The organism is Caballeronia sp. INML2 (assembly GCF_023631365.1).
Taxonomy (GTDB): Bacteria; Pseudomonadota; Gammaproteobacteria; order Burkholderiales; family Burkholderiaceae; genus Caballeronia; species Caballeronia turbans.
In genome coordinates, this window is sequence record NZ_JALQDH010000126.1 from 11,746 (window position 1) to 24,358 (window position 12,613).

Below are 12,613 nucleotides of genomic sequence, written 5' to 3' on the forward strand. Positions count from 1 at the left end.
TTTCGACCTCACGACGCCGGAGGGCGGGCATTCGTAACGTTACGGCGGCCGTCTCATCTCCGCCCAGACCGGCACGGTCAGAAAACTTGTCTGGGTGGCTGGAACTGGCCGGTTGCCGAAGATCGCGATAATAGCGAGGACGTCAGCGTCGGCAATGGCAGGGACTTCGAACCGCCACACTGTGCTGAACTTCCAGCGGACCGCGACCTCGCTCGCGGCTACTCAGGCATCGAACGGATCTTCAAAGGCAGACGATGCCGCCCCTCACCCAACGAACGGCAACTTCCGATCGCGCGCCTCCGTCAACATCGACACGGTAATCTTGCGCACCTCCAGCTTGCTTTGAGTGATATGCGCGCGCAGCAGCATGGCCGCTTCGCCGTACTTGCCGCGATCGATGAAGCGCAGCATCTTCGCGTGCTCATCGTAGGTCGCGCTCGTGCGATGCGGCTTCAGGAAATCCAGCCGCCGCACAATCCGGATGCGCTCCGTTACTTCGTTATGCACGCGCAGCATCTCGCCATTGCCGCTCGCGCGCACGAGTCCGCGATGAAAGTCCTCGTCCATGCCGAACATCAAGACCGGATCGCTCTGCTGCGCATCGGGCGACACGCACCAGACCGATTTCAGGGCATCGATCTCCGGATGCGGCGGCGCGGTGCTCGCCAGTTTGTCGAGTGACGCGGTCTCCAGCACGATGCGCAAGTCATACAATTGATCGAGCTGCGCGAAGTTGATCTCGGATACCTTCCAGCCACGCCTGAACCCGACTTCGAGATAGCCTTCACGCAGCAAGCGAAACAGCGCGTCGCGCATCGGCGTACGGGACACCCCGTAGTATTGCGCGATGTCGGTCTCCGAGAAGCGATCGCCCGGAAACAGGCGAAAGCTGAAGATGTCTCGCTTTAACCGCTGATAAACCTGCTCGGCAAGCGGATTGGCGCTCTGAATGGCGCGCACGCCGCTGCTGTCCGTAAGTTTGGGCGAGTTGATTCGCTGTCTCCGGCTAATGCCTCTTTCAGGGCGTTTCGATCAGGCTCACATGCGCCGCGACGATGGTCCATCCCGCGAACGCATTCGATGCATCGCCGATGCGCGCCCATGTCTGCATCTGACGTCCAAGCAAAGGCGTCGCGTCGCTTTTGAACTCGGTGCTCACGCAGGCGTAGTCCGCGCCGAACGTCGTCACCACCGTTCGATGCAAACGCCGCGAACGCGGCACCGGCGCGCACGTCTCACGCCAGCGGCGGATTTCATCGCCGCCATGCTGCACTTCCGCGATGCCATATCGTACCGTTTCAGGCGCGTGCCAGAACAGCACGTTCATGGTTTCGACATCGTTATCCACGAGCGCCTTTTCATAGGCGATAAACGCGCGCTCGACTTCGGCCACCGTTTCGGGACGATTCACTTCCATCAATTCTCCACCAGGTCAGCGAGCGTAGCCGTCCATCCGACGATGCCGCCCTGCGAGCGAATCATCTCGATGGTCGCGGTCTTGAACGCCGGAATGTAGCTTGCCGTCGCGTCTTCGATCAGCACGCATTCGTAGCCGCGATCGTTCGCTTCGCGAATGCTCGTCTGCACGCAGACTTCGGTCGTGACGCCCGCGAACACGAGATGCGTGATGCCGCGTCGCGCGAGTTCCTCGTCGAGACGCGTCGCATAGAACGCGCCTTTGCCGGGCTTGTCGATGACGATCTCGCCTGCGATGGGCGCGACCGCGTCGACGATGGCGTTGCCCGGTTCTCCGCGCACGAGGATGCGACCCATCGGTCCCATATCGCCGATGCGCGCCCGCGGTGCGCCGCGCAGCCGCTTTGCATCGGGACAATCGGAGAGATCGGGCGCATGAGATTCGCGCGTATGCACGACGAGCCAGCCGCGATCGCGCGCATGGTCGAGCAGATGCGCGACAGTCGGCACGATCGACGCAAGCAGCGACACATCGTTGCCGAGCGCTTCGCCGAAGCCGCCCGGCTCGACGAAATCGCGCTGCATGTCGATCACGATCAGCGCCGTATGCGCCGCATCGAATGTGAAAGGCGATGGTTGAGCGCGCGTCAGAGTAAGCATCGCATCAGCCCTCGTATCGGCGTTCGGGTCTCGGAAAACCGCATGACGTCCCGTCCTTTACGACGACTTCGTGATCCCAGGGCAAACGATATTCGCCACGCACCATGTCCTGCATGAACGTGTACGGACAATCCTGCGCACCGCCCTTCACGGCCACATAACCACGATGCCCGAACTGATAGATGTTGTTCTCCACGCCCCAGTGAATGCGTGCTTCGCGCACGAGATCCGGGCGCATCTCACACGTGATGATTTCATCCGGGCGATGACTGCCTTCGACCATCACGGTGCCGTCGAAATCGCAGAACATGCCTTCGCCCATCGAGTCGAACGTGCCGTCGCTGCCGCACAGACACACGCTCGCGGTCTGCGCGAGGTTCTGGAATGCGTTCGATTGATTCGTGATCGTCCATGCATGGCGAATAGGCGCGGTGTAGCCCGCTGTACGCAAGATGATTTCCGCGCCCTTGTAAGCGGCCTCGCGCGCCATCTCCGGAAACATGCCGTCATGACAGATGATGAGCGACAGCTTCGCCCCCTTCGGCCCGATACACACCGGCACGCCGAGATTGCCCGGCTCCCACGGCTCGACCGGCACCCAGGGATGCAGCTTGCGATAGTAGAGCTGCACCTCGCCCCGATCGTCGATGATGATCCCGCTGTTATAGGGATTGCCGCCCGGATTGCGCTCCATGATGGAGAAACATCCCCAGATGCGATGCTCGATGCACGCCGCCTTGAACGCCGCCACTTCGGGCCCGTCGAGCGAACACATGATGGCATCGTTCGTATCCATCGAGAGCCCGTGCAGCATGTATTCGGGGAATACGACGAGATCCATCGACGGGTTATTGCGGCGTGCCTTGCCGATCAGTTCGACGATGCGCCCCGTCTGCGCGGCCAGTTGTTCCGGCGTGGCGACATCGGGATTCTGCAACTGCACGAGACCCACGACGATGCCTTGCGGCGACTTGTTCAATCCACCGAGACCGCTTGAACTCATTCTTCCTTGCTCCCTTATGCGTGAACGGCGAGCGGCTCAGATGTATCGGCCGCGGCGCTTTCGACATGACCCGCCATGTGTCTTCCCAACGCGACGCGATCCGCGCCGCTCGCAGCCGTCTCGTGCACCAGCCGCCCTTCCGCCATCACCGCGATGCGATCCGCCAGTTCCAGCAGTTCATCGAGGTCTTCGCTGACGAGCAGCACGGCAGCGCCCGCATCGCGCGCAGCGAGAATGCGCGCATGAATATCCGCGACCGATGCGAAATCGAGCCCGAAAACGGGGTTCGCGACGATCAGCACATTCACCGCTTGCCCCAGCTCGCGCGCAAGCACGGCGCGCTGCACATTGCCGCCCGACAGCGTGCCGATGGCGCGTGCCGGCACCGGCGGCTTGACGTTGAATTCGGCGATGAGACGTTCGGCGCGCTCGCGCATCGCGCGGCGATCGAGACGCCAGCCGTGGCGCTTCATCGGCGCGCGGTCGAAGTCGCGCAAGGCGAAGTTATCCTCGATGCTCATGTTCGCGACGCACGCGTTGCGCAGCGGTTCTTCGGGCAACGCAAACACGCGCAGCCGCGTCATCTCCTCACGCGTCGCGCGGTACGGCGCGCCATGCATACGCATCTCTCCGCCATGCACGCGGCGCTGGCCGACGAGCGCCTCGATCAGTTCCTTCTGTCCATTGCCCGATACGCCCGCGATGCCAAGTATCTCGCCCGACTTCACGCTCAGCGAAACGTCACGCACCGCCCGATGTCCACGATCGTCGATGACGTTGAGGCTCGAAAGCGCGAGACGTACCGGCGCATTCGCATCGAGCGGCTTGCGTTCGGGCCGCGTCTCAGCGAGCTCGGGATCGTCCTTCTTCGATGCTTCACCGCCCATCATCCACGCGGCCAGCCTGTCGCGGCTCGTCTGCGCGACCGCGCTCGTGCCGACGAGCTTGCCTTTGCGCAACACGGTGACATCGTCTGCGTAAGCCATCACTTCGCGGAACTTGTGCGTGATCATCAGCACCGTGAGTTCGCCGCGCGTGGCGAGCTCGCGCATCAGGCCGAGCACTTCGTCGGCTTCCTGCGGCGTGAGTACCGATGTGGGTTCATCGAGAATCAGGAAACGCTGCTGCAAATAGAGCTGTTTCAGGATTTCGAGCTTCTGCTTTTCTCCTGCGGCGAGAGCGGAAACGGGCGCATCGAGCGGCAGGCGAAAGGGCATGGAACGCATGAAGGCATCGAGCGCGGCGCCTTCCTTCGGCCAGTCGATCTTCCATGGCAATCGTCCGCGTGCGAGCAGCAAGTTCTCTTCGACCGACAAGCCCGCCGCCAGCGTGAAATGCTGATACACCATGCCGATGCCGAGCGCTTGCGCATCGCGCGGCGAGGCGATCTTCACCTGCCGCGTATCCGCGACGATCTCGCCGTCATCGAGCACGCCATAGCCGACAAGCCCTTTGACGAGCGTGCTCTTGCCCGCGCCGTTTTCGCCGAGCAGCGCATGCACGGTGCCCGCGCGCACCTTGAGCGTCACGTCGTCGAGCGCGGTGAACGCGCCGAAGCGCTTGGTCGCGCCGAGCACTTCCACGCTCATCGCTTTGGTCGGGGCGTTCATGGTCAGCGTCCCAAGGTTGCGAGCAAGGCCTTCGAATCCGATACCGTGCCGAACACGCCGCCCTGCATCAGCACCATGTTGAGCGCAGCGTCGTGATTGCCCTGATCGGTCGCGCCGCAGCAGTCCGCGAGGATGGTGCATTCGAAGCCGCGATCGTTCGCTTCGCGCATCGTCGTGTGGACGCAGACATCGGTCGTGATGCCCGTCAACACCAGATTCACGATGCCGCGCGTACGCAATACCATTTCGAGGTCCGTCGCGCAGAACGAGCCTTTGCCGGGCTTGTCGATGACGATCTCGCCTTCGATGGGCTTCAGTTCGTCGATGATCTCCCAGCCCGGTTCACCGCGCACGAGTATCTTGCCGCAAGGCCCGTCGTCGCCGATGCCGACGCCGTTCGTTCCCGCACGGCGGCTTCTCCATCGCTTGTTGGCGGGCAAGTCCGACAGATCGGGCCGATGCCCTTCGCGTGTATGAATGATCGTGAAGCCTTGTTCGCGCATCAGCGTGAGCACGTTCCTGATCGGTTCGATCGGCGCGCGCGTCATCGACAGGTCATAGCCCATCTTGTCGACATAACCGCCGATGCCGCAGAAATCCGTCTGCATGTCGATAATGACGAGCGCGGTGTTGTCCGGCCGCAGATTGCCGTCGTAAGGCCACGGATAGGGACGTGCTTCGATGAAGCGGCTCATGTGTTTGGCTCCGTGAGAGTGGCGTTCAGCGCGTGAGACTGAGCTCGCCGGGCGCGCCCGCGAGCGTGCGGTCGGGACGGCAATTGATCATCATGATGACGAGCGTGAGCACGTAGGGCGCGGCGTTGAAGAGGTAGTAACCGCTCGTCACGCCGATGGCCTGCAACGCAGGGCCGAGCGCCCCCGCCGCGCCGAAGATCAGCGCGGCCCACAGGCACCGCAACGGCTGCCAGCGCGCGAAGATGACGAGCGCGACGGCCATCAGACCTTGTCCGCTCGACAGGCCTTCGTTCCAGCTTCCCGGATACACCAGCGACAGATACGCGCCGCCCACGCCCGCGAAGAATCCGCCGACCGTCGTCGCGAGAATGCGCACCCGCGTGATCGGATAACCCATCGCGCGGGCGCTTTCCGCGTTCTCGCCGACGAGACGCAAAGCCATGCCCCAGCGCGTATGACGCAAGCCCCATTGCAGCGCGAATGCCAGCGCCACGCCGATGATGAAGAGCGGATTGACATGCAGCGCGTTATGCAACTGCGGCGACGATGCCCATGAGCCGAAGTCGAGCGATGACAACATCGGCGCTTGCGGTTCGATGAACGGCTTGCCGAGATAGAACGCGAGGCCGGTGCCGACGAGCATCAGCGCAATGCCGAACGCGATGTCCGACACGCGCGGCAATGAGCACACGAGGCCGTGCAGACAGCCGAGCAGCAAGCCGGCGCAGCCGGCCGCGAGCACGCCGAGCCACGGCGAGCCGGAAAGATACGCGGCGGCGTAACCGGTCATCGCACCGGATACGAGAATGCCTTCGAGGCCGAGATTGACGCGCCCGCCCTTCTCCGTCAGACATTCGCCGATGCTCACGAACAGATACGGCGTGCTCACGCGAACGGCGCCCGCGAACAGCGACAGCAGCACGGCGACGGGTGAATGTGCATCAAACATGAGTGCCCTCCAGTCGAACCGGCGAATGCGCGACCGACATCGCCTGCAGCCTGATGCGCCATGCCTCGAGGCGGCCGCCCATCGCTTCCCACGCGAGCAGATTGGCGAATAGCAGGCCTTGCAGGACGAGCGTGGTGGCATCGGGCAAACCCAGGCGGCGCTGCAAGAGCGAACCGCTTGCTTCGATACCGCCGACGAGCACCGCGCACAGAATGATCGACAACGGGTTCTGACGCGCCGCGAACGCGACGAGAATCCCCGCATACCCGTAACCGGCGAGCAGCGATGCGTTCGCGCTGCCCTGCACCGCCGCGACTTCGAACATGCCCGCGAGACCGGCCGCCGCGCCGCCCATCGCGCAGGCTGCGATCGCGAGTTTGTTCACCGGCAGGCCGACGAGTTTCGCCGCATGGTTGTTGCCGCCCGCGATGCGCATCGCGAAGCCTTTGGTGCTGTGGCGCACGAACACCCACGCCGCGACGCATGCGAGCGCGCCCCAGAACAAGCCCCAATGCACATCGAGGCCGGGCAACGAACCGACGGCGAACGCATCGGGAACGGGCGGCGTCGAAGGCTTGTTGAGACTGGCGGGATCGCGCAACGGACCTTCGACGAGATGCTTGAACAGCGCAATCGCGATATACGACATCAACAGGCTGCTGATGGTCTCGTTCACGCCGCGCAGTTGGCGCATCGCGCCGACCGCGCCGATCCACACGCCGCCCGCGATCATGCCGGCGAGCGCCATCAACGGAGCGGCGATGAACCACGGCATCGCGGCGGGCACGACCGTCGCCACGACCGCCGATGCCAGTCCGCCGAGCGCCAGCGCGCCTTCGCCGCCGATCACGATCAAGCCGACCTGCGCGGGCAACGCGACGCACAACGCGGTGAGCATCAGCGGCGCGGCGCGCAGCAACGTGCTCTGCCACGCGAACGACGAGCCGAATGCGCCCTGCCCGATCAGCACGAGCGCATCGCCGGCCGGCTGGCCCTGCACGAGCAGGAACAGCGAAAACAGCAGCAGCGTGCCGATGAGCGCGCACAACGTCGGCAAAGCGGGCAACGCGCCCAGCGCCACGCGCGGTAACAGAGGATAAGAACGCATGACCGCTCCGCGAAGGTTTGAATCAGATCTGCCCGACGACGCCCGCGACGAGATAGTTCATGCTTTCGAGCTTGATATCCGTCTGCGCGTAAGCCGTGCCCGATGCAATGGCGCTGCCGCCCTTGTTGTCCTTCATCGGGCCTTTGAAGATCACGTAGTCGCCCGCCGCCATTTTCGATTTGATAGCGTCCGCATTCGACTTCGCGTCGGCGGTGACCTTCGCGCCGTAGGGCGACATCTTCACGAAGCCTTCTCTCAGGCCGCCGCGCAGGATGTTCGGCTGCGGCTTCGCGGTTTGCGCGTCCGTGACGAGTTCCTTGAAGGGCGTCGCCCAGTCCCACTCCGCGCCCGTCAGATAACCCTTCGGCGCAAGCGCAGCCTGACTCGCGTGATAACCGCAACTCATCGCGCCGCGTTTCTCCGCCGTTTCGATGACGACCTTCGGGCCATCGACGTGACAGGTCAGCACGTCGCATCCCTGATCGACGAGACTGTTGGCCGCTTCGGCTTCCTTGACCGGCATCGACCAGTCGCCGGTGAAGATGACGTGCGTGGTGATCGAAGGATCCACCGATTGCGCGCCGAGCGTGAATGCGTTGATATTGCGCAGCACTTGCGGAATCGGCTTGGCGGCGACGAAGCCGAGCTTCTTGCTCTTGCTCGCGTGTCCCGCGACGACGCCGTTGAGATACTGACATTCATCGATATAGCCGAAGTAGCTCGCGATATTCGGCGGATTGCCCTGCTTCCACAAACCGCCGCAATGCGCGAAGCGGACCTTCGGGTACTTCGCGGCCATCTTGAGCACGTGCGGATCGAAGTAACCGAACGAGGTCGCGAAGATGAGCGTCGCGCCGTCCTGTTCGATCATCGCTTCCATCGTCTTTTGCACGGCGACGGTCTCGGGCACGTTCTCTTCCTCGACCACCTTCACGCCCGGCATCTTCTTGATGATCGCCGCGGCCTGCGCCTGCGCCTGGTTATAGCCGTAATCGCCCTTCGCGCCGACATAGATCACGCCGACGGTGAGATTGCTTGCGCCGAAGGCGAGGTCGAACGGCAGCGCGCTGCCGAGCGCGAGTGCGCCCGCGCCTTTGATGAACTGGCGGCGATTGGTCATGACGTAGCTTCCTGTTTGAGTTGATCGCTGGATGATGAGACGAGGCTGTGCCGGTACGCGCGCCAGCCGCCGAACGACGTGATGTCGCGTGCGCCGCTTTCAGGCGCGACGGCGGCGGGTTCGCAGATGAACCCTTTGACGATGCGGCCATCGGCGGTCGTGACCGTGCCGATGCCGAGCGGCGCGGGAATCGCCGCGACGAATGCGCCGAAGGTCCGCACGGGCATGTCCCATAACTCGATGGCGATCGAGGTGCCATCGTTTCGGGTACGCACAAGTCCGGGCTTCGGCGGCTGGGTATCGGCCAATGCGTAGAGCCGGTAATGCGGCGACGTCACCGTTTCCTCGATGAACCGCGCGCCCGCCTGCTTCATCTGCCATTCGAGCGGCATGTTGCGCAGATGTGCGCCGACGACGGCCAGCGTGACGCTCGGCTCCTGAAGCGGCAGCGGATCGATGTCTGCATCGATAAGCGCCTGAAACTTTGCACCGAGCACCGCGAGCCGCTGATCCGCGCCCGACGGGCCGATCAGCGTGATGCCCGCGGGCAGACCATCGGCGCGCGGCAGACCCGGCACGGCAAGCGCGCACAGATCGAGCAGATTGACGAAATTCGTGTAGATGCCGAGACGGCTGTTCACTTCGACCGGTTTCGCCTGCACCTCCGCGATGGTCGGATGCGTCGGCGTCGTGGGCACGATCAGGATGTCGATGTCGTCGAACAGCGCTTCCGCCTCGCGCTTGAGCAGCATGAGCTCGTATTGCGCGTCGTAGGCATCGGCGGCGGAAAAGGCATCCGCTTTGCCGATCACCTTCGCTACGGTCGGATCGATGTCGTCGTGATTTGTGACGAAGAACCCGCCCAGCGCCGCGCGGCGTTCCGCGACCCAGGGGCCGTCGTAGAGCAACGCCGCCGTGCGTTGCATGGGCGCGAAGGGAAACGTCGCGGGCGCGAGGTTCAGGCGATCGAGCGTCGCCGCGAACGCGTCGGCCGCCTGCGTATCGCCGAAAAATTCGAGCGTGTCCGGAATCGCGAGACGCGGCGCATCCGGCAGCAAACCGAGCGATGCGACACGGCGCGAATAACCGTCGAGCGGATCGAAAGCGGCCATCTGTTGTAGGACGAGCCAGGCATCGGCGACGTCGTGCGCGAAGATCGACAGCGTATCGAGGCTCCTGCATGCGGGCACGACGCCGCGCTTGCTGACCAGTCCCAACGACGGTTTCAATCCGACGATGCCGTTGAAGCCCGCCGGCACGCGGCCCGAACCGGCGGTATCGGTGCCGAGGGAAAACGCGACGATGCCCTGCGCCACCGACACCGCCGAACCGGAACTCGATCCGCCCGACACATATTCCGGATGGCTAACCTGTCGCACGGCGCCGTGCGGCGAACGGGTGCCGACGAGCCCGGTCGCGAACTGATCGAGATTCGTCTTGCCGATAAGTATCGCGCCCGCATCGATGAGACGCTGCACCGCGAACGCCGTTTCGGCGGGCGTGTAGGCGAAGGCGGGGCATGCGGCGGTCGTCGGCAAGCCCGCGATATCGATGTTGTCCTTTACCGCGAACGGCACGCCGAAGAGAGGCTTGCTCTTGAAGATCGCGGGCCCGGCTTCAGCGAGTTCGCGTGCAAGCGACGCCGCTGTCGCTTGCAGATCCGACGTGGGAACGACGAGCGTCCATGCTTCCGGCCGCGCGCTGGCGTCGATGCGCGCCAGCGTCGCGGCGACGATTCGCTGCGGATCGGTGTCGCCGCGCGCGTAGGCATCGAGAAGTGCGCGGATGGTGAGCGGCGCGTTGTCGTCGGTGACAGCAGTCGCTTTCATGAGTTCAATCTTGAATACAAGTTGAACGCATTAATGCACTGTCCGTGCCAGTGATAACTTCGGGTTTTGAAACAAGCACTTGGCGTTAGTGTCGCCGACCCGTGCCGCTCTGCCGTGATCCATTCGGGTTCAGCGGCAACCCACTCGTGGTGCGATGAATCCCGCTGACGGTGCACTCGGCCGTCGCGTCAGAAGACATCCGCGATCGTCAGGACGACGGCGCGATGTCGGGGCGGCTCGAGCAACCGCCCCCACCCTCCCGACTTTTCCTACTTCTTCCCATCCACCACCGCGACGACTTCCTCGCGCGTGTATTCCTTGTTCGCCAACGCACCCGCAGGCGTCCTGGCGAGCACCGCGTCGAGCTCTTCCGGCTTCACTTCCAAGACTGGCATACGAATGTCGTGCGGCACCTTCTTGCCGGCAAGAATCTGCTGCGTCACCCAGAATGCGAACGAGGACGCGCCCGGCGGGATCGTCACCGACATCGTCTCGTAACCGCTCTTCTTCTGATCGGCCCACCAGGCGAGCTCTTCCTGCCGGTTGCCGAGAATGATGATCGGCGTCGGCCGGCCCGCGGCCTTGAGCGCCTGCGCAGCGCCGAAGCCGTCGCCGCCTTGCGTGACCACGCCGTCGATCTTCGGCAAGGTCGGCAGGATGCCCGCGACCTGCTTTTGCGCGACCGTCTGCGTCCAGTCTCCATGCACCGAACCGACGATCTTCATCCCCGGATATTTCTTGAGCTCATCGACGATGCCCTGATGAATCTCATCGTCCACGGAGACGCCGGCGAGTCCGCGAATTTCCAGCAGATTGCCTTTACCGTTCAGCCGCTTCGCCAGGTAATCGACCTGCATCCGGCCCATGCCCTGAAAATCCACCGCAATGCGATACGCGCACGGCTCGGTCGCGATGCCATCGAACGATACGACCGTCACGCCCGCGCCGCACGCCTGCTTGATGACGCCGTTGAGCGCCGTGGGCGAAACGGCATCGACGGCGATGGCCTTGAAGCCTTGCAGGATGAGGTTTTGAATCTGCTGGACCTGCTCGGTCGCCTGGCTCTCCGCCGTCGTGAAGCTGGGCGCCGCCGCGACGACCTTCTGCTTGACGGCCGGATCGGCAACGTTGGCCCAGCTCTTGAGCATCTGCTGGCGCCAGCTATTGCCCGCGTAGTTGTTCGACAGCGCGATCTTCATCGACGCCGTGTCGCCCGTTGCGACCTGCGCCGACGCGCCCGCCGACGCGGTAGCCATGCACAGCGCCACGGCAAGTATTCTTGTCTTCATGCTCGTCTCCGGTTATTGATGTTTTCATCGCCCCGCGCCGCGCACGCCGACATGAAGCGAATAGATCGATGACGTCGCCGCGATGAACAGGCGATTGCGATTGATTCCGCCGAACGTCAGATTCGCGACGACCTCGGGTATCAGAATCTTGCCGAGCAGCGCGCCGTCGGGCGCGTAGCAGTGCACGCCGTCTTCCGCGCTCGTCCAGACATTGCCGTGCTCGTCGATCCGCATGCCGTCCGGCACGCCGCTTTGCATCTCGATGAACACTCGGCCGTTACGCAATACGCCTTCGCCCGATACATCGAACACGCGGATGTGGCGCGGCGCGTGGTCGTCATGGGAAGCGGCGGAATCCGCGATATAGAGCCGCGATTCGTCCGGCGAAAAGGCCAGGCCGTTGGGCTTCACGAAGTCGTCGCAGACGAGTTGCACGCGCGCGCCGTCGGGCGATACGCGATACACGTTGCATCGGCCGATCTCGCTCTCGGCGCGATAGCCTTCGTAGTCGCTCAGAATGCCGTAATCGGGGTCCGTGAACCAGATGTCGCCCTTCGAATCGACGACGACATCGTTCGGCGAGTTCAGCCGCTTGCCTTCGAAGTGCGAGGCAAGCACCGTCACACTGCCGTCGTGCTCGGTGCGCGTCACGCGCCGCGCGCCGTGCTCGCAGCTCACGAGCCGCCCTTCGCGGTCGCGCGTGTTGCCGTTGCTGTAGTTCGATGGCGCGCGAAATACGCCGACGCCCATCCCCGGCGCCCAGCGCAACATGCGGTTATTCGGTATGTCGCTCCAGACGAGCAGGTCCGTCGCCGGAAAATAGACCGGCCCTTCGGCCCAGAGGCATTCGTCCGTCAGGCGGGAAAGGAACGCGTTCGGCTGAAGCAGCAGCCTGAAACGCGGATCATGCACTTCGAAATCGCTGGGTTTCATG

12 protein-coding genes are annotated in these 12,613 nt (G+C 63.7%); all 12 read right to left on the reverse strand.

Annotated elements, in window-relative coordinates; translation table 11 throughout:
- Window positions 1-264: 264 nt before the first annotated feature.
- The 12 genes from NCT32_RS35280 to NCT32_RS35335 all read right to left on the reverse strand — a co-directional run bounded on the left by NCT32_RS35280 (window position 265) and on the right by NCT32_RS35335 (window position 12,612).
- Window positions 265-960 (reverse strand): GntR family transcriptional regulator, encoded by a 696-nt coding sequence (locus tag NCT32_RS35280; RefSeq protein ID WP_086960829.1) that lies wholly within the window; start codon window positions 958-960, stop codon window positions 265-267.
- Between the two features lie 58 nt (window positions 961-1,018).
- Window positions 1,019-1,417, reverse strand: a complete 399-nt coding sequence (gene hpxZ / locus NCT32_RS35285) for an oxalurate catabolism protein HpxZ (protein WP_061116983.1) — start codon at window positions 1,415-1,417, stop codon at window positions 1,019-1,021.
- Complete coding sequence (locus tag NCT32_RS35290) at window positions 1,417-2,076, reverse strand: cysteine hydrolase family protein (protein ID WP_061116982.1); 660 nt, start codon at window positions 2,074-2,076, stop codon at window positions 1,417-1,419. The genes hpxZ and NCT32_RS35290 overlap by 1 nt, the downstream gene beginning before the upstream one ends.
- Before the next feature lie 4 nt (window positions 2,077-2,080).
- The gene (locus NCT32_RS35295; protein WP_061116981.1) at window positions 2,081-3,079 is read right to left on the reverse strand and encodes a formamidase; all 999 of its coding nucleotides are present in this window, start codon (window positions 3,077-3,079) and stop codon (window positions 2,081-2,083) included.
- A 14-nt stretch (window positions 3,080-3,093) separates the two neighbouring features.
- Window positions 3,094-4,689, reverse strand: coding sequence for an ABC transporter ATP-binding protein (locus NCT32_RS35300; protein WP_061116980.1), 1,596 nt, complete (start codon window positions 4,687-4,689; stop codon window positions 3,094-3,096).
- A 2-nt stretch (window positions 4,690-4,691) separates the two neighbouring features.
- Window positions 4,692-5,384: a cysteine hydrolase family protein gene (locus tag NCT32_RS35305; RefSeq protein ID WP_061116979.1), complete on the reverse strand. Its 693-nt coding sequence runs from the start codon at window positions 5,382-5,384 to the stop codon at window positions 4,692-4,694.
- A gap of 25 nt (window positions 5,385-5,409) precedes the next feature.
- The gene (locus tag NCT32_RS35310) at window positions 5,410-6,333 is read right to left on the reverse strand and encodes an ABC transporter permease (RefSeq protein WP_250491403.1); all 924 of its coding nucleotides are present in this window, start codon (window positions 6,331-6,333) and stop codon (window positions 5,410-5,412) included.
- Window positions 6,326-7,441, reverse strand: coding sequence for an ABC transporter permease (locus NCT32_RS35315; protein WP_061116977.1), 1,116 nt, complete (start codon window positions 7,439-7,441; stop codon window positions 6,326-6,328). Before NCT32_RS35315 ends, NCT32_RS35310 begins: the two co-directional genes overlap by 8 nt.
- 22 nt (window positions 7,442-7,463) lie before the next feature.
- A complete protein-coding gene (locus tag NCT32_RS35320; protein ID WP_061116976.1) occupies window positions 7,464-8,561 on the reverse strand; it encodes a BMP family ABC transporter substrate-binding protein in 1,098 nt (365 codons plus the stop codon).
- Complete coding sequence (gene atzF / locus NCT32_RS35325) at window positions 8,558-10,390, reverse strand: allophanate hydrolase (RefSeq protein ID WP_086960827.1); 1,833 nt, start codon at window positions 10,388-10,390, stop codon at window positions 8,558-8,560. The genes NCT32_RS35320 and atzF overlap by 4 nt, the downstream gene beginning before the upstream one ends.
- Window positions 10,391-10,659: 269 nt before the next feature.
- On the reverse strand, window positions 10,660-11,679 hold the full coding sequence (locus NCT32_RS35330; protein WP_061116975.1) for an ABC transporter substrate-binding protein: 1,020 nt from the start codon (window positions 11,677-11,679) through the stop codon (window positions 10,660-10,662).
- Window positions 11,680-11,703: 24 nt separating this feature from the next.
- The gene (locus tag NCT32_RS35335) at window positions 11,704-12,612 is read right to left on the reverse strand and encodes an SMP-30/gluconolactonase/LRE family protein (protein WP_061117256.1); all 909 of its coding nucleotides are present in this window, start codon (window positions 12,610-12,612) and stop codon (window positions 11,704-11,706) included.
- Window position 12,613 lies beyond the last annotated feature (1 nt).